Source organism: Gordonia rhizosphera NBRC 16068 (genome assembly GCF_000298195.1).
Classification (GTDB): Bacteria; Actinomycetota; Actinomycetes; order Mycobacteriales; family Mycobacteriaceae; genus Gordonia; species Gordonia rhizosphera.
Map to the genome: position 1 here is coordinate 25,877 of NZ_BAHC01000117.1, position 17,598 is coordinate 43,474.

Genomic DNA, 17,598 nt, shown 5'->3' on the forward strand with positions numbered 1-17,598 from the left:
ACCAGATGTGGGTGTGTCTATCCTGAGACGTGATCACCTCATCAGAGCAGTCCGAGACGTCAGGACGGATCCGCAATGCGGCGTTCGTGACGAAAGTCATGTCTGCCGATGAGGCGGTGAAGTTCATCCACCCCGCCGACACCGTCGCCATCAGCGGCTTCGCCAGTGCGGGGACACCAAAGGTGATCATCCCCGCACTTACCGACCGGATCCGCGAGAGCCGAGCGGCCGGGACGAACTTCACGATCAATCTCCTGACCGGGGCGTCGGTCTCCACCGAGACGGAGCGACTGCTCGCCGAGATCGACGGCATTGCGCTGCGCATGCCCTATCAGTCCGAGTCGACAGCCCGCAAGAAGATCAACGACGGCCGCATGGATTACGTCGACATTCATCTGTCGCACGTCGCCCAGCAGGTGTGGGAGGGCTACTACGGCACCATCGACGTCGCCGTCGTCGAGGTCGCCGGCATCACCGAGAGCGGTGAGCTCATCCCGTCAGCGTCGATCGGCAACAACAAGACCTGGCTCGACGTCGCCGACAAGATCATCCTCGAGGTCAACTCGTGGGTGCCGGCCGCCATGGAGGGTATGCACGACGTCTACTACGGCACCGCACTGCCGCCCCATCGGACTCCGATACAGCTCACCCGGGTCGAGGATCGCATCGGTCAGACCACCTACCGGGTCGATCCCGCCAAGGTCGTCGCCGTGGTGGAGACAGATGCTCGCGACAGCGCTAGTCCACTCACACCACCCGACACCGTGAGTGAGGCGATCGCCGGGCACGTCGTCGACTTCTTCGCGCACGAAGTCCGCGCCGGACGACTGCCGGCCGACACGCTGCTGCCGCTGCAGGCCGGTATCGGCAACGTCGCCAACGCAGTGCTCGGCGGCCTCGACCGTGGTGGATACAAGGGCCTGACCTGCTACTCCGAAGTCATCCAGGACAGCATGCTGCGCCTGATCAAGGACGGAGCCGTCGCGCACGCGTCGTCGACGGCACTGGCCCTGAGCGAGAACGGCATCGAGGAACTGACCGCCAATATCGACTTCTACCGCGAGCACATCACCCTACGACCGCAGGAGATCAGCAACCACCCCGAGATCGTCCGCAGGTTGGGCATCATCGCGATGAACGGAATGCTCGAAGCCGACATCTACGGCAACGTGAACTCGACCCACGTGATGGGAACCAAGATCATGAACGGCATCGGCGGCTCGGGAGACTTCGCCCGCAACGGATACGTCTCGATGTTCTTGAGTCCGTCCACCGCACGCGGCGGGGCGATCTCGGCGATCGTCCCGATGGTGCCGCACGTCGACCACACCGAACACGACACGCAGATCATCGTCACCGAGCACGGACTTGCCGATCTTCGCGCTCTGTCCCCACGACGACGAGCACGCCTGATCATCGAGAACTGCGCCCACCCGGACTACCGTCCGATGCTGCGCGACTACTTCGAGCGCGCGGACGCGCAACCCGATTCCGGGCACACGCCGCACATCCTGGGCGAGGCCTTCGGTTTTCACCAGCGCTATCTCCAGACCGGCTCGATGCGCTGAGTCGCGGATGGCCCGCCCAGAGGCACTGGGGTGGCCATCACTGTGATCACGAGTCCCGCGGCGACGGGCTCTGAGGTTTACTTCGTTTCGAACGGTGCAGATCCCGTCTTTGCAGACTGTTTGCCGGTCGCGCTGATATCGGTGGGGAAGCCAGGCGGTGGTGCCGATGCGGGAACGGTGATCGTCTGAACGAAGGCACCGTCGGAGTCCGCAGTGGCAGAGCCAACTTCTGTCGTGTGGACGCGGATCACCACTCTCTCACCGGGTTCGAAGCACGACCCAAAGACTGTGACCTGATCGCCCCTGGCGGCCTGGCCAGTTGAGAGCGTGACTTCTGCCGGTTCGGCCAATCCGCAGCCATCGCCACTGGTCCCCGTGCCGCCCACAGAGATCGTCGGTGGTTCCGGCGATCGGTTCGTCGACCCGTCGTTGCTGCGAAGGTAGGTGGCCACGGCAATGAGTGTGCCGATGATCGTGCAGACGATGGTGACGACGACACCGGTCTTTGTCAGCCTGCTATCAGCCATACGGCAATTATCGAGGAAATGAGGCCGCCTACCAACCCTCCACGGAAGCCCAGCGGATGCCCAACCTCGACACACGGCCACTTCATCGCGTGACCGAAAGCTGTCGGCGTAGAGGGACTTCCGACTTCAGACCAGCTCGCAGATCACCAGCGGGATGTCGCGGGTGGTGCGCTTCTGGTAGTTCGCATAGCCGCGGTAAGCCTTGACCACCTGTGGCCAGAGTTCCGCCTTCTCGTCGGGGGTTGCGGTGCGCGCGTGCACTCGCAGCCGCTCCCCATCGAGCACGAGCTCCGCGTCGGGCGAGGCCACCAGATTCCGATACCAGTCGGGATGGCGATCGTCGCCGCCTTTTGACGCGACCAGCACTATGCGTTGATCGTCGTGCACCGGGGTGGTGAGGTAGCACGAGCGGGGTAGGCCCGACTTGCGGCCGACGGTGTGCAGTTCCACCAGCGGCATGCCGAACGGCTTGTTCAGCAGCCGACCGCCACTGAGCGTGAGGACCACCCAGTGCGCCTTGTTCATCAGCTTGGGGCCCCAGTCGCCCCAGATCGGTTCGGCCATCGCTCAACGCTCCCCGAGCACAGTGGTGACCTTCGTTCTCAGAGCCCGAGCGCGTCCGCAGGCGAGTCGGCGGTGTGCCACCGTCGGAGCTCTGCGCCGTCGGCCCAGGTGGAATGTGTTCCGCTGGAGATCCGCTCGGGGAGCCGCAGCTTGCACACGGGCCCGTCGCCGACCCGGGCCGCATCGAAAACCAGGCAGTACGAGGCGTCGTCGTTCATGTCGGTGGTGAGGGTGACCAGGTATCCGTCATCCTCGCCGGTGCTCCCGACCCGCGGTGCCATCGCGGTTTCGCTGCCATAGACACCTTCCCCGAAGGAGAAGTGGTCCTCGGCACCGGTGTGCAGATCATGCCGCACCAGACCGTCGAAGAGGAACCAGCCGGGTTTGCCGGTGGCGGCGTAGACGTAACGGTAGTCACGGCCGGTCTGCGTGGCGTTCATCATCCCGAACTCGGTGATCCGCTCGGAGAGCGGTTCCTCCTTGACGTGACCGGTGCGCAGGTCGAACCGCCAGCGGTGCAGGCGCGCCTGCATCCGATCGAGCGCGAGGAACCGGAACGCGCGCTGCCACTTGTCGCCCATGCCATTGTCAGGGGGCTCCGGGTCACCCTGGAAGAAGCCGTCGAGCACCACGTCGTCACCATCCTCGAAGGCGTTCACGAAATGCAGCACATACGTCGGGTCGGCCTCGAACCAGCGGATGTCCTCGAGCTGCCCGCGCCTCGGGATCACCGCGAAGCGCGACGGCAGATCCCGGTGGAACCGCGTCACGTGCGCGCCCTGCGCAAGCGCGGTCGCATCCCAGAAGAGGGGCAGGTCGTTGAGGATGGCGTAGTTCTCGGTGAACGCCATGTCGTGCGGCAGACGTGGGCCGGGCAGTGGGATGTCGACGTAGTGCACCAGGTCGTTGTTCTCGTCGACAACGCCGTAGTGCAGGTAAGGGGCGTCCTTGGCGTAGTTGAAGAACAGCATCTCGCCGGTGGCGTCGTCGACCTTGGGATGCGCCGATACGCCCCACCGCGCGGGGAACGCGCCGTTCCACGACTCCTTGCCGAGGGTCATCGCGCTGTACGGGTCCAGCCGGTAGAGATCGCCGCACTGATAGAAGGTGGTGAGCGCAACGCCGCGGTGCACGATGACGTCGGTGCTCGACGCATCCTTCATCAGCCGTCGGGCACCCCAGCCGTCCTCACGTTTGGCGACATACGGCATCTCCGCGATGCCTGCCCAGAGGGACTGCTGCGCTTCAGTTTCCGCCACGAGTCCATCGGTACGGACAAAACGGTTGCGATAGAAGGCTTTTCCGTCGCGGAAGCCGACGACGTGCACCATCCCGTCACCGTCGAAAGGATGGTAGTGCTTGATCGACGGGTGCAGAGGGTTCTCGGTGTTACGCAGGTAGACACCGTCGAGGTCGGTGGGGATCTCGCCGGACACCACGTCGAGGTCGTCGGCTCGCCACTCGGTGGTCTGCGGTCGCCATGGTCCGGTGCGGTACGGGTGATCATCGTCGGCGGGCAGCGTCGACAGGTAACGCCCGAGGACTTCGATGTCCATTGCCCAATCCTCTCGTTGCGGCTCAGTGTGTGTGTCGGCCGTGGCGACGAAGCTGTGACGGTGGTCGAGGTGCTGCCGCCGGTGTTGAGCGCGGCTGCGGGTTTTGGCGGGTCACCTCGAACGGGGTCGTCCGTCGACACCGCTCACGGTCGTCCGGCGTGCCCAACCGCGACCTCGACGGCGCGGATCGTCGCCTCCCGTGCGGCCGACCGCGCATGTTCATCGAAATCCGGTGCGCAGCAGATGAACAGCGTGGTGCCGGAACGTCCACCGAGCATGCAGGCAAATGCGCCCGTGTCGAGTACGACCTCATCGACGACCTCACCGCCCTCGCGGACCCGGATCACGCGGTTCCCCAGGGCGTCGGCAGTCCACAGGCAACCGTCGGCGTCCAGACCGCACCCGTCGGGCGCAACCACCGCGCCCGCCAAGACCTCGCCGAGCGCCGTCGTCGCCGGCGGATCACCAAATCTCGCCCAGTCCCGCCGCGGGCCCAAGGAGCCGTCCGCTCCGATGGCGAACGCGCTGATCCGGTTACCGAGGGTCTCGTCGACCAACAGCGTGGTGCCGTCGGGTGTCACGACGCTGCCGTTCGGGAAATACAGCCCTGCCGCGACCGTGGTGACCGTTCCGTCAGGGTCGATGCGGAGCAGATCGGCGGTATCGAGGTCGGCGCCGGCCATGAGGTCGAAACCGAAATTCCCGAGCCATGCGCGACCATGCTCGTCGACGACCATGTCGTTCGGATGCCCGCTGACGTGACCACTCACATCGGCGTGCACCTCGACCACACCGTCGGCTCCGACGCGCAGCACCTTGCGGTCCTTCATCGAGACCACCAACAGTCGTCCATCCGGAAGCCACCCGAGCCCCGACGGTTGCGTAGGCACCTCGAGCTCGGTGCGCAGGTCTGAGCCGTCGTCGTTCACCGAATTCACGGTGTGGGTATAGAAGTCGACGAACCACAGACGGCCATCGTGCCAACGCGGGCACTCGGTGAAGGACATGCCGGAAACCACGGTGCGGATCTGCGATGAACTCATGGACCGACTATAGGCAGCGGCGCTGGGTGCTCAATGGTCATTCAGCGTAGACACGGAACAATCATCGGTCGCGCTCAGGGCCGCCCTCGGCACGCGGACCGACTCATCGAATCGGGACCACCGCTGGTCGAGCGGAATCCCGGCGGCTCGACCACCGGCTTGGTTGCTGGTGAGTCAAAGACGTTGACGTTGACTAAGATTCGGGTCCTTGTCGACCCGGCAGGGCGGTGTCGTGCGCTATTGCACGTCGGTGCGGTTCGCCGCCGAACACGGCGTGTACCGACGCACGAACTCCGCAGTGCGGTGGCCGACGACGATCCCGGGATCGAATACCAATTCCATTTCGGCCGATTCTCGACGGGCGGCAGTTCAGAGATTCTCAGTCGAGGCGCATGCAAGGTGCGAATGCCATTCGGGCGGCGGCCGATCGTCGTAGTGTGAAACCGACGACGGAGGTGGGCAATGGAGGCTGCACATCGAGGGCCCGGTCCGGTGTTGCGGCTGACAGTGGAGCGGCACGACGGACAATGGCGGGTGGTCGGGGAGACCCGTGTCGACGAGATGACCGTTCCCGGCAGCCAGGAGCTTCCCGACCCTGGGCCAGCGCGGCGGGTCACGGGATTGTGGTTCGAAGTGGTCGACGCGGACGACCACGTCCTCTACCGCCAAATCCTTCACGAGCCGCCACCTGGTCCCGAATTGCACCATCGTGACGGCCGACTCTCCCGCATGACCGCGGCGTCCGACGCCTACGGCACCGACCTGCGCGTTCCTCTCGTCGACAAGGGTGCCAAGGTCCGACTTCTCTACGTGCCCAGCACAGTGGACGTCCAGGGTCGCGACGCCGGCGAGAAGGCCCCGACATCCGTGCTCGAACACGATCTCGTTCAGGAGAAGAAGCCGGTTCGAGGCAAGAAGCGGGGGCAGTGACGTGGGAATCGCCGACGGCACCGTCCAGGGCACGACCAAGATCCTCGACAACGGCCCCGACACCTCACGCATGAACATCGTGCTCGTCGCCGAGGGCTTCACGACAACCCAACAGGCAACGTTCAACGGCCTCTGCACCAACTTCGTCACCGCGCTGCAAGCCGAGCCGTGGTATCCACTGTTCGGTAGCGCCATCAACGTGCACCGGCTCAACGTGGCATCCGACGATTCCGGCGTGGACGACCCCACGACGTGCGGCGACGGTTCGACCGGGTCCGGGACGGCGGTCGACACCTACTTCGACGCCTCGTTCTGCAACGACGGGATCCGGCGCTGCCTCAGCGGAGACTACGGCCTTGTGCGGACGACGCTCACCGCGCAGCTGCCCCAATGGGACGTCGGCGCAGTGCTCGTGAACACAACCGACCACGGTGGCTGCGCCAACGGCGACGTGTTCTGGACGGCCGTGCGGACGGGATGGGAGAACATCGCCCTCCACGAACTCGGCCATGCCGGCTTCGGCCTGGCGGACGAGTACCACTACTGGGAGGGCTGCTCGAGCGGTGAGACCGACCGGGACAACGCGCCGGTGGGCGAGCCCGCCCAACCCAATGTCACGACGGTCACCACGCGCGCCGGGCTCAAGTGGTCGCATCTGCTCACCCCGGGCGTGCCCGTCCCGACGATGCTCAACCCCGACTGCGCGCACTGCGACGACAGGGCGAACGTGTTGACCGACGACGACGCGATCGGCCTGTATGAGGGCGCGAAGTACTACCACTGCGGGCGCTTTCGGCCTGCCTACCGCTGTCGCATGCGTGACAACACGCAGGGGTTCTGCCGCGTCTGCGTCGAGGCGATCGCGATCAAGACGAACGAGTACGTCCCGGCCACGCCGATGCTCGAGGTCGTGCCGCTGACGCTCGATTTCGGCGACGTCGCACACGGGCTCACCCTGTACCTGCCCTTCGAGGTCCGCAACGTCCGCAACGGTCGCCCCGGCCCGCTGCGTGTGACGCTGACACCGCCCACCGGCGAGTTCACGTACGCACCCGGCACCGAGCTGTCGTTCACGCTGCCCACGCCGGTCGACACCGCGCACACCTCACGACTCGTCTTCGTGTCATACACGTCGTCGTCCCTCGGCAGCCCGACCCCGACCGGCCAGGCGGTGGTGTCGACGCTCGACGATCCGGCCCATCCGAGCGTCGGCGTAGCCCTCTCGGCCCGACCGGTGCCACCTCCGCCGGTCGACTCGGTCCTCGTCATCGACCGCTCGGGCAGCATGAGCGATCCGACCGGAGTTCCCGGCCAGACGAAGATCGATCACGCGATCGAGGCTGCCAACCTGTACGTGTCGTTGCTCAAGGACGGCGACCAGATCGGCGTCGTCCGCTACAACCAGGTGTCGGGGCCGGGCGACGTGTTGCTCACCCTGCGTCCCGCCGGCCCGTCACCGTCGGGCGCCGGACGCCTCGCCGCACGGGGAGTGCTCAACACAACTAACCTCCATCCGGACGGCTACACGTCGATCGGCGGGGGCATCATCAACGGCAGCGGGGTGCTCGACGCCGCATCGGCGACCGCGCGCGCCCTCGTCGTCCTCACCGACGGCATCCAGAATCGAGCGCCCGACATCCCCGCCGCGAGTGCAGTCGTCTCGCCGAAGACACCGAAGCAGCGGGTGTTCTCCGTCGGCCTCGGGCTCAACCAGCTCGAGGACAAGCTCGACCAGATCGCCAGCGTCACGAACGGCACCGCCCAGATCACCGGCGAGCTCGTCGACCAACGTGAGTTCCTGCTCCAGAAGCTCTACGTCCAGATCCTGTCCGACGTCGCCGACGACGCCTTCGTTCGCGATCCGAAACGCATCGCGAACCCGGGCGACCGGCAGGCCACGACCGTCCACCTCGGCGAAGTCGACGTGGCATGCGACTTCATCGTGGTCTTCCGGCGGACCTACCTGTTCCCGAAGTACATGCTGGTCGAACTCGAGGCACCGGACGGCACGCGCTACGGTCCTGCCGACGTCGCCACAATGCCGAATGCCGAGTTCGTCCAGGGCGACGGGCACGCCTTTTACCGGGTGCAGTTCCCCGTCAAGCCAGAGGCGCCCGACGCGCACGTGGGGCAGTGGAAGGTTTGGGTGGAGAACCTCTCCCGCGGCGAACACTTCTTCGCCGGCATCCTCACCTATTCCGTGATGGCGAAGGCCCGGAGCGACCTGCGACTGGGCGGACGCGTCGTCCAGCCGAGCAAGCTGCCGGGGACCCCGATGGAGATCGTGCTCGAACCGACCCTGTACGGGCGACCGGTTTCGCTCGACCCACCGGTTCGGCTCGACATCGTGCGTCCGGACGGCGTGACCAAGGTGCTGACTGCGGGACCCGACGCGCACGGCGCGTACCGGGCGACGTTCGGCGACACGGGGCTCGTCGGCTCGTACCTCATCTCGACGGAGGTGTCGGCCACCACACCGGCAGGACACCATGTCACGCGCTTCCGTCAGATGACGGGCCTGATCTTCGTGCCCGGCCAGACCGACGACGGTGGGTGGGGCGACGACGACCGCGAACGCGACTGCAAGGAGGCCCAGCGAGCCCTCGACGTGTTGGCGAGGCTCGTCGAACGGTGCTGCGCGCCCCACGCGGATCGCCCGGATCCCGCGCTGTTGCGCCTCATCGCAAAGCACGATCTCCTCGCCGAACTCGAACGCCGCCTCGACGACCCGCCGGGCGATCGCGGCGGCGTATGACCACCGCGGGTTCGACCGTGGCCGCGAACCGGTGGACGGGCCGCCAACGGCACACCCGTCATGCTCACCCACCACCACCGCTGCGAAGTCCGCCGAGTCATCTCGCCGCTGGCCGGATGACAGATGCCTCCGAGACCCGATGCGTGATGAGCGTTCTGGGGAAACGGTGCGCCGGCCGACGATATCCTGGTCACAGCGTCGTTTGCCAGGCATGGACGATGCGGGAGACTGGTATCTGAGCCCGGTGGAGTGGAGGTGTGTGTCATGGGGAGAACAGTCGGGCGATTTCTGGTGACGATCGGCGTCATCGCAGTCGGGGTGGGCATCGTTCAGGGCGCGGGAACTGCTGATGCAGCAGCGCATACCGTCTACCAGATCCCGGCCACTGCTGTCACCATGAGCGGGTCGGGCATTCCCGGCCCCTACTTCGCTGCGGTCACCGCCGCACCGACCAGCACTCCCGGGACCACTGCGTTCAGCGCGCCGGCGAGTCCTTATGTGTGCAGCAGCAGCGCAGGCCGAGCACTCGTGCGGATCAGCTACATCAACATCACCGGCTTGCGATCTGGGACCGCCACGGTCAAGCCGTGCGCGGGTTTCGTCGATCCCACACCGGTGGTCGCCACCGCCGACACCGGCGTGGGTCGGGTGGTCGCCCAGATCGAGGTCATCGGATCGCAGGCCTACCCGGACGCAGGTCAACCGTCCCTGCCGGGGTTCGCGACCTTTGCCGCGTACTGATAGGGGGCGGGCTCGTACTTGCAGCATGACCAGATCTCGACCCTCTCGCTGGATTTCCCGCCAGATAGGGAGCGGCTTTCGCGGTCTGGATGACCTCGTCGAAGTCCTCGCCGTCTGATCCGCTTTGCGACCCAGAGGCCAGCGGCCCGGCCCGTGGTCCCGCCGGTCACCGTGGGAATACCCGACCCAACGGGTGACCGCGAACGCGCTGCGGCACAACGGGTGTAGAGAATCCCCGGAGTCAGAACATCGACTCCGGGGATTGCGCCGTCATGGGATCGCTCCACCAGGGCTACCCAGTCAGGTGGTGGCTGGCGACGTTCTCGAACTGATCGTCGACCAGCACGACGGTCCGGTCGGGTGATTCGATCAGCGATGCCGCGATCGATGCCCGGTAGCCCGATTCGCAGTGCACCCACACGTCTCCGCGCGGCACCTCGTCGAGGCGGGCGATCAACTCGTGGAGGGGGATATTGATCGCACTGACGAGATGACCGTCCTCGAACTCGTTGCTCTGTCGCACGTCGAGGACGGTGAGGGAATCGGTGCCGATAACGTCGGCGAGGTCGGCGAAGTCACTGACGCGGTAGCTGGCCAACGTCTCACCGTCGGTGAACATTTCGATGGGGCCGACAGCCTGGCCGGTCACGTTGTCGACGCCGATACGCGACAGTTCACGGCGCGCGTCCATGATTTGGTCGACGTCCTCTCCGATGAGCGTCAGCGGGGAGCCCCACGCATACAGCCACCCGAGGTAGGTGACGAATTGGGTGGACAGTTCGAAGCCCATCGTCCCCGACAGATGCCCGGTGGCGAACGCCGTGCGGTTGCGTAGATCGACGACCCATTCACCGGCGTCGATGCGGTGGCGCAACTCCGAGGGGTCCACCGGCTTGGGGAGCGACAAGTCGATCGGAGCGGGGCCATTGGCGTTGATGACGCCCATGTGCGCGTAATAGGCCGGATAGGCAGACAGTCCTGCGATCAGCTCATCGACGTAGGTTTGCTCGTCCTGAGTCAGCGCTGGGTTGGTGCTGCGTTGTTCGGCGATCGTCGACGAGTCACCGCTGGCGGGGCTGGCAGAGCAGAAGCTGCCGAAACCGTGGGTGGGGTAGACCTGCACGTCGTCGGCGAGTTCGGCGGCCAGACGCCGGACGGAATGGAACTGCGCGTGGGTCAACTCCTCGGTGTGGTCGGCGCCGAGCAAATCGGTGCGGCCGGTGGTCCCGTGCAGCATTGAACCGCCGGAGAACACGCCCTTCGCCGTGCCGGCTGCGTCTTGCAGCACGTAACTGACATGGGTGTGGGTGTGTCCGGGGGTGTGCATGACCTCGAAGCGGAATGGGCCCACGTCGATGACGTCGCCGTCGCTGATCGCGCTTCGCTCGTAGGCCACCTCGTCGGCGGCGGACACCGCGTATTGAGCACCCGTCGCGCGCGCCAATTCCAGCCCGCCGGTGAGGTAATCGTTGTGGATGTGGGTCTCCAGCACATGAGTGATCGTCACGTCCCGATCGGCCGCGAGCGCGAGCACGCGGTCGATATCCCGCTGCGGGTCGATGACGGCCGCCACACCGTCCTGACTCACCATGTAACTGCGGTCGCCCAGACCTGAGGTGTCGATGATGTCGATGTCCACAGTGATTCCTCCGTTCGACGATTGTGACCGCTGATGATGGTGTCCGCCTACAGGACTGGCCGAAAGCCGCAGGTGCAGAGGACTTCCCACTTCAGGACCCCTCGCAGACCGCCACGGATATCCCCGGTGGTCCGCTTCTGGTAGTTCGCATACCCACGGTACGCCTTCACCCGCTGCCGCCAGAGCTGCGCCTTCTCGTCATCGCGGTGCCGCCGTCGGATGAGTGGGCTGGTTGTGTCAGTGCCGACCAACCGTTCGCCCTCTCCGCCAAGGCCCACGCGATGACCTCCTCGACAATGTCGCTCTTGGCATTGGAGTAGTGCAGCATCGATATCCACTCACGGTGGACAAGCTCCTGTTTGATGCGCTCGTACAGTGCGCGGTCTTCTGCGTGTGTACGCAGGCGATCACGGAACGCCAAAATGCGCTCGATCTCGGGTGCCGCAGCGGGGCCGAACACGTGCAGGTTGACGTCGCACGGGGCGCCCTCGTCGGTTCGGCGGGTCAGGAAACGATGCTCGTACCATCCCGGTTCCCGTGCAGCGAGACGGTAGCCGATCGTCTGCAGATCGGGTACGTAGCTGTCCTCATTCCCGACAGCGGCCACCACCAGCAGCATGTCGATGATGGGTTTGGCCGCCAGTCCCGGCACCGACGTCGAACCGGTGTGCTCGAGGCGCACTACTGTGTGCGGGTCGAGAACCGAAATGATCGTGTCCCGCTCTGCCGCGAACCGTTCCGGCCAACGAGTGTCGTAGACCTCGATGACGAACTTCCCGGGCGGCCGCTGCTCGCGATGATCGCGGTGGCATGTTCGGCGTCGGAATGGCGAGCCATGACGCCACAGTACTCCGCGACGAGAGGGCGGCACCTCGCTTCGATGTGTGCAAGATCGACAGCGATGCGGCAAAACCACCACGGCACCAAGTACTTGGTCAGTAGTTACGCAGATACAGCTCGGTGACCCTCGACGAGCAAGTCAGGTATCTCGTAGTGCATCCGCAGCTCGCCTGGCTGTGTGTCCGATCAGTCGTGTTTCGCCTCGTAGCGCAGCAGGACCGTGCCGCCCGCAAAGGTGCGGTTCTCCAGCAGCCGCAGCGAGATCCAGGACGGCAGCGTCGGGGAGAACGCGGTACCGCCACCCACGGCGGTGGGCGCGATGACGATCCGGAACTCGTCGACCAGTCCGGCCTGCACGATCGGCGCGGCCAGCGTCGCGCCGGCCACCTCCAGCTGGCCGTCGGTCTCGGCTTTCGGCTTCGTCACCACCTCGACCGGGTCGCCGCGTTCCAGGCGGGAGTTCCAGTCAACGGACTCCAGGGTGTGCGAGAACACGACCTTGGGCATGTCGCGTCAGATGCAGACGAAGTCCACGATCACAGGGGTGGCATCTGCGTCCTGGTCGGCAGTCGGCCAGAACGCGGACATCAGTTCATAGAGCCGACTGCACCTGAGGGCAAAACTCATCGCGACCGCCACACGAGATATGCCAAATCGTTGTGGGATCGACGAGCGTCAGGCGGCCTCCTTCGGAACCGGGCCCCCGCCCTTCAGACTCCTCGCACCGTGAACGCCGCCGGAGATGAGACCCACAGGACCGGCGGCGTGACCCGCGCTGGATCTCACTTGCGCGCAATTGCTGCGGCGACGACCCGCGTCTGGGCTTGTGCCCCTCCGATATTGGGGTGCAGCGGCGCTGCGAGCGAAAAGGGCGGATTCGACGACGGGCCGCCCAGGAGTTCCACGTATCGGGTGGCCGGGGCGGTGCACACGTTGTGACCGATGGTGGCTGTATAGGTATCGACGAGTTGTGCGTTCTGATTTCGGGCTGCCGTGGCGAGCATCGCATTCAGTTGTTGATATTTCTGAGTGAACCACGCTGCGTCGACAGGCCGGACCGGGACGATGGGGTAGCAGCCCTTGCCGTTGTCGGGCACGGCCTCGAGGTAGTTGACGACCAAGATTCGCACGTCCTTTGCGGCGCGGGTACGTACCTGTCTGATCATCGCCTCGATCTTGGGTTCGGTGAGATTGAACGCTCTGGTTACGTCGTCGACGCCGTTTCTGACATGCGCGTCTCTGCAGGACTTGTTCGCCAAACCGTCCTCGACACACTCCTGTGCAAGCGGTATCAGCCCCACGTCGTTGCCGCCGATGCCGATGGTGACCAGGTTGGTTCTCGGGGTGATCCGATTGAGCTGAGGAGGATTGAACCGAACGGTGTGTGTTGCGCCTCGATGAAGTCTGCCGTCGTCGCCCCGCCGCATGACGCATCGACAAATGAACCCAGCTCGTTCTCACCCTTGAGGATGGCGGCGACCTGGCGCGGGTAGTTGGTAGTCGATTGGAAACACCCGAATGGCGCGAATCTCGTGTCGGGCGGACTGTCGAATCCGGTCGCCGCCGTATATGAGTCACCAAGTGCCACATAGTTGTAACTCGTCCCAGCCGACGCAGTTGCCGACCCGACATGCACCGCCACGCCTGCGATCACGGACAACAGGAGCACGCAAACACAAGCGGCACGAAAGATGCTGTGCAGTAGAGTATTTCGTATCGGAGATCGCGAGGTATATCGCTCTTGACGAAACGGCGGAAGCGACATCACCGGTTTCCCTCTGGCAGTGGTGCGAAACAGCTCGATGGCAAGCCTACAACCTGGTGCCGCATTGAGCCGACAGTTACCCGCGGTTTCGCGCGACGGTCGACTTCGAGAACCGTCATCCCATGATCACCGCCATGACCGAGGATCGCAGCGAGGAAACCGTATATGCCGCACCCATATGGGTATTGCGTTGCAGACGGATTCGGCTGTCGGGCATGGGGCTGGAAGGCGATCTTGGCCGCGATCGGCGGTGGCACCGTCACAACCGCTTTCGCAGCGGTGATCGTTGCGGCTGCCGTCACGGTGACCCCGTCGTCACTCTGGGTGATCGCGGTGACCGGGCAATCGAGGACTTTCGACCCTGGGATGTGCTCAGTTGGTGCTGTCGAGGATCGCCGCGGTGGCTCGGTATCCGGATCGGATGGCCCCATCCAAGTTGCCGGCTGCGAACCACCGCCTCGAACCGTGCCATCCGTTGTCCACTCGCTTGGCGACCTGGCGGTTCGAGACTATTGCGAATGGTCCGCCGTGAGGGGTCTGTGCGTGGCGTCGCCCGAGCGGATCAGGGTACTCATCGACGCGAACCTTGGGGCGATAGCCGTGTGAGCAATTTGCCACGTTCACGACGCGATGCCGAACGCTTCGCACAGATTCGCCAGTGTGACGTAACCACTGCCCAATCCCAACCTTGACGTGCTATATCCGTTCCCTGACCGTCATCGTCGAGTGTCGATGACAGGGGTTATGGTCCCACCCTGGATGGCGCTGTCACTTGTTGCGATGGCCAGGCCTCGGCGGGTGGCTTGCGCAACGATCATGCGGTCGAAAGGATCTCGGTGTTTCCAGTGGAGTTGCCCTGCCGTTGCTGCATCGGTTGAGTCGATTGCGAGATCGGTCGCTGCCATCGCCGTCAAGGCGTCACTCCATGCCGACAAGAGCGGGGCCCCATCGAGGCGTCCCAACCGCGTCTTGATGGCGATCTCCCACGCCGAGACAGCCGATACGTACAGGTCGTTGGCCGGGTTCTCGAGGATCTCCAGCGCTGGACGAGCGAGTCGATCAGGATCGTGGAGCAACCACAGGAGCGCGTTCGTGTCCAGGAGGATGCCGGTCACGAAGCGGGCTCCCAGGCGTCCAACTCGTCACCAGGTAGAGGTGCATCGAAGTCATCCGGGATCACCAGTCCAGGGAACTGGCCGAACCGGCGACCGCGGGGGACAGCAGGGGAGACCACGGCCACGGGGCGTCCGTGGTTGGTGATCGTCACCGATTCGCCGGTCCGCTCGACTTCGGCCAGTAATGCGTTGAGCCTCGTCTTGGCTTCAGTGCTGCTGACCGTTTTCATCCTGCAACGATACACCCATCAAACTAGTGCAACTAGTCTGAAGAAGTCGTTACGCGTCCAACCCGACCGACACAACCCACCTCTCATGACTGTGTCCACGACATCGCCCGTCCGGGTCCCCGCCACGGCCGATCGCCTCGCCTAGTACTACAGTCGTAGTTCGCGTTCATTGTGGTTGTGACCTGCGCTTTTGATGGCAGAGTTGGGCTCGGCGTTGGTGTTTGCGTCGCCACACCGACCAGTCGAGCAGGCGATGCCCAATGGCGTGCAGTGGGGTCAGAACCAACGCGATGAACAGGCGACGAAACTCGTTGACACTCAACCGGATAAGCGCCGGATTGGGGTGTTCTCGGGTGCGTTGAGCGGCGGTGACAACGGCCAGAAAAGCGTGCGCGAGCATGACCAGAATGGTCCAGCGATGCCACGACGTCCAGGTCCGTACCTGATGCTGATCCAGACCCGTCAATCCCTTGCTGGATTGGAAGCACTCCTCGACCGTCCAGCGCCGCCCCGCCACCCGCACCAGCGTCGCCAACGGCACCGGGTGCGGGCTGTAGCAGCGGTAGAACGCCAACTCTCCGGTGTCGTCGTTGCGGCGGATCAACACCGAGCACTCGCCGGTCCCGGGGTCCTCGCGCGTGGTCAGCCACGCCCACGAATACAGGCGATCACCCTTGGCGCCGGCCCCGGCCGACATCGTCTGCCACGCAGCCTCCGAGACCATGCCAGCCAGCGCATCGACGCGCATCGATCCACCGTCGGTGGGCACCACGGTGTCGCGGCGCACGGCCAGCACATAGCCAACCTGACGGTCATGCAACATTTTTCGCAGGTCCGGGTCCGCGCCGTACACCTCATCGCCGGCCACCCAGCGGGCCGACACGCCGGCATCGAGGGCGCGTTCGATCAGGGTGGTGGCCAGTTCGGGTTTGGTCGCGAAACCGACGTCGTCGGGGACGTCAGCGTCCGCGCACCGGGCACGATCATCGGTCCAGCTTTTCGGGAGGTAGAGCGCGCGATCGATCAACGCGTGGCCCTTCGAGCTGGCGTAACTCAAGTACACGGCGACCTGGCAGTTCTCGATCCGCCCAGCGGTGCCGGAGTATTGGCGTTGCACACCAACGGTTTTGTCACCCTTCTTCAGATCACCGGTCTCGTCGATCACCAACACCGCGTCCGGTTCGGCGAACGCATCGACCACCATTGTTCGCAGGTCATCACGAATGTCGTCGGCGTCCCATTTCGCGCGGGACAACAAGTGCTGCAACTTGTCCGGGGTCGCATGCCCGGACAGTTCGGCCATCGTCCAGCAGTTCTTGGTCTCCAGCGACGAGAGCACCCCCAGCACGAATGCGCCCGCGTTGCGGGCGGCTTCACAGCGGGCGAACCGTGGTGCGATCGTGTCCATCAGCGCGTCCAACTCCGCTCGCCACCTGTCATGGTCTACGCTCAGACCCACGGTTGCCGTGGGCTTGTTTTGTTTCTTCACAAATTCGGATCATGCCCCGGCAACCGTCCTGACCAGCGCAAACACGCCGTCAAACCTCACAATCAGCTATCTCCGGCTGTAGTACTAGGCTAGGCCGAGGCCACCCGGATGCCGAGCGCCCGATCCGTGACCACGTCGACGTCACCGACATCGACAGCGCCTACGCCGTCCAACAGCACAACGTCGCCGCCGCCCGCCGTGTCGGGCACCGGGTCGTCGGCCGCAAGATCGGATTGACCTCGCCGGCCGCACAACGCCAACTCGGCGTCGAACAGAGCGATTTCGGGGCTCCATGCCGACATGATTCGACACCGCGCAAATACCGATCAGCCCATTGCGGCAACCGAAGATCGAAGCCGAGGCGGCGGTGGCCTCGAACAGCCGACCGATCGCCCCCGCGAAGGCCCGACAAGCAGCGGCGTGAAGAACGGAGCAAGTTACGAACGAATCCGTCTGGGGCCCAACTCATCAGATCGCCACCATCCGCGTCGCGGTGCTTGCGGGGCGGGGTCCACGGATCTGTATCAGACGTCGTGCGTGCTCGTCGAGGGACACATCACCCGGCAGGCGCGGTTCCCACTGGCGCACGACAGTGGCGTTTCCGTCCGAACCGAGAGCGGCGAGCACGTGCAGTGACTCGGCAGCCTTGTGCGTTCCGGATTCGTGTGGCCAGGACACAGAGGCACGCGTGGCGATGTGCAGCGTCTGACGACCGGTGTGCAAGAGTCGGGCGGAGACTTCGACCACCTGACCGATATGGATCGGTCGGTGAAACCGCACGCCACCTACATAGGCCGTGACTGCCTCGCCGCCGCACCACCCGGCGGCGCAGAGGT

General features: G+C 64.9%; 17 protein-coding genes and 1 pseudogene. 4 read left to right on the plus strand and 14 right to left on the minus strand.

Annotation, left to right across the window (positions count from 1 at the left end):
* Positions 1-32: 32 nt before the first annotated feature.
* Positions 33-1,568 (plus strand): succinyl-CoA:acetate CoA-transferase ScpC, encoded by a 1,536-nt coding sequence (scpC, locus tag GORHZ_RS13385; protein ID WP_373279606.1) that lies wholly within the window; start codon positions 33-35, stop codon positions 1,566-1,568.
* 77 nt (positions 1,569-1,645) lie between these two features.
* Here the strand turns inward: scpC and GORHZ_RS13390 are convergent, their stop codons facing one another.
* From GORHZ_RS13390 to GORHZ_RS13405, 4 genes are all read right to left on the minus strand, one after another.
* Complete coding sequence (locus tag GORHZ_RS13390) at positions 1,646-2,095, minus strand: hypothetical protein (protein ID WP_006333808.1); 450 nt, start codon at positions 2,093-2,095, stop codon at positions 1,646-1,648.
* Positions 2,096-2,221: 126 nt separating this feature from the next.
* Positions 2,222-2,659, minus strand: a complete 438-nt coding sequence (locus GORHZ_RS13395) for a nitroreductase family deazaflavin-dependent oxidoreductase (RefSeq protein WP_006333809.1) — start codon at positions 2,657-2,659, stop codon at positions 2,222-2,224.
* Between the two features lie 38 nt (positions 2,660-2,697).
* Positions 2,698-4,215, minus strand: coding sequence for a carotenoid oxygenase family protein (locus GORHZ_RS13400; protein ID WP_006333810.1), 1,518 nt, complete (start codon positions 4,213-4,215; stop codon positions 2,698-2,700).
* A 143-nt stretch (positions 4,216-4,358) separates the two neighbouring features.
* A complete protein-coding gene (locus tag GORHZ_RS13405) occupies positions 4,359-5,258 on the minus strand; it encodes an SMP-30/gluconolactonase/LRE family protein (protein ID WP_006333811.1) in 900 nt (299 codons plus the stop codon).
* A 462-nt stretch (positions 5,259-5,720) separates the two neighbouring features.
* On the opposite strand from GORHZ_RS13405, the gene GORHZ_RS13410 reads away from it, so the two are divergent.
* The 3 genes from GORHZ_RS13410 (at position 5,721) to GORHZ_RS13420 (ending at position 9,684) form a co-directional block, all read left to right on the plus strand.
* Positions 5,721-6,188 carry a hypothetical protein gene (locus GORHZ_RS13410; RefSeq protein ID WP_006333812.1) on the plus strand — a complete coding sequence of 156 codons (468 nt, stop codon included), beginning with the start codon at positions 5,721-5,723 and terminating at the stop codon, positions 6,186-6,188.
* Between the two features lies 1 nt (position 6,189).
* Complete coding sequence (locus GORHZ_RS13415) at positions 6,190-8,943, plus strand: M64 family metallopeptidase (protein ID WP_006333819.1); 2,754 nt, start codon at positions 6,190-6,192, stop codon at positions 8,941-8,943.
* 264 nt (positions 8,944-9,207) lie between these two features.
* Positions 9,208-9,684, plus strand: coding sequence for a hypothetical protein (locus GORHZ_RS13420; protein ID WP_245551416.1), 477 nt, complete (start codon positions 9,208-9,210; stop codon positions 9,682-9,684).
* Between the two features lie 292 nt (positions 9,685-9,976).
* On the opposite strand, the gene GORHZ_RS13425 is transcribed toward GORHZ_RS13420, so the two are convergent.
* The 10 genes and pseudogenes from GORHZ_RS13425 to GORHZ_RS13465 all read right to left on the minus strand — a co-directional run.
* A complete protein-coding gene (locus tag GORHZ_RS13425) occupies positions 9,977-11,323 on the minus strand; it encodes an MBL fold metallo-hydrolase (protein ID WP_006333824.1) in 1,347 nt (448 codons plus the stop codon).
* 166 nt (positions 11,324-11,489) lie between these two features.
* Positions 11,490-12,194, minus strand: coding sequence for a GrpB family protein (locus GORHZ_RS13430; RefSeq protein WP_006333825.1), 705 nt, complete (start codon positions 12,192-12,194; stop codon positions 11,490-11,492).
* 155 nt (positions 12,195-12,349) lie between these two features.
* Positions 12,350-12,793, minus strand: a pseudogene (locus tag GORHZ_RS13435) (dihydrofolate reductase family protein); the annotation flags it as partial.
* A 152-nt stretch (positions 12,794-12,945) separates the two neighbouring features.
* A complete protein-coding gene (locus tag GORHZ_RS13440) occupies positions 12,946-13,590 on the minus strand; it encodes a GDSL-type esterase/lipase family protein (protein WP_006333827.1) in 645 nt (214 codons plus the stop codon).
* 337 nt (positions 13,591-13,927) lie between these two features.
* Positions 13,928-14,359: an FAD-dependent oxidoreductase gene (locus GORHZ_RS30855; RefSeq protein ID WP_157205168.1), complete on the minus strand. Its 432-nt coding sequence runs from the start codon at positions 14,357-14,359 to the stop codon at positions 13,928-13,930.
* Positions 14,360-14,644: 285 nt separating this feature from the next.
* On the minus strand, positions 14,645-15,043 hold the full coding sequence (locus GORHZ_RS13445) for a type II toxin-antitoxin system VapC family toxin (protein WP_006333837.1): 399 nt from the start codon (positions 15,041-15,043) through the stop codon (positions 14,645-14,647).
* Positions 15,040-15,273, minus strand: coding sequence for a type II toxin-antitoxin system Phd/YefM family antitoxin (locus GORHZ_RS13450; protein WP_006333841.1), 234 nt, complete (start codon positions 15,271-15,273; stop codon positions 15,040-15,042). The genes GORHZ_RS13445 and GORHZ_RS13450 overlap by 4 nt, the downstream gene beginning before the upstream one ends.
* Before the next feature lie 166 nt (positions 15,274-15,439).
* Positions 15,440-16,681: an IS701 family transposase gene (locus GORHZ_RS13455; protein WP_040531836.1), complete on the minus strand. Its 1,242-nt coding sequence runs from the start codon at positions 16,679-16,681 to the stop codon at positions 15,440-15,442.
* A gap of 170 nt (positions 16,682-16,851) precedes the next feature.
* Positions 16,852-17,064, minus strand: coding sequence for a hypothetical protein (locus GORHZ_RS13460; protein WP_006333849.1), 213 nt, complete (start codon positions 17,062-17,064; stop codon positions 16,852-16,854).
* A gap of 166 nt (positions 17,065-17,230) precedes the next feature.
* On the minus strand, positions 17,231-17,598 hold a 368-nt coding region (locus GORHZ_RS13465), incomplete at its 5' end, for an acyl-CoA thioesterase (protein WP_006333850.1).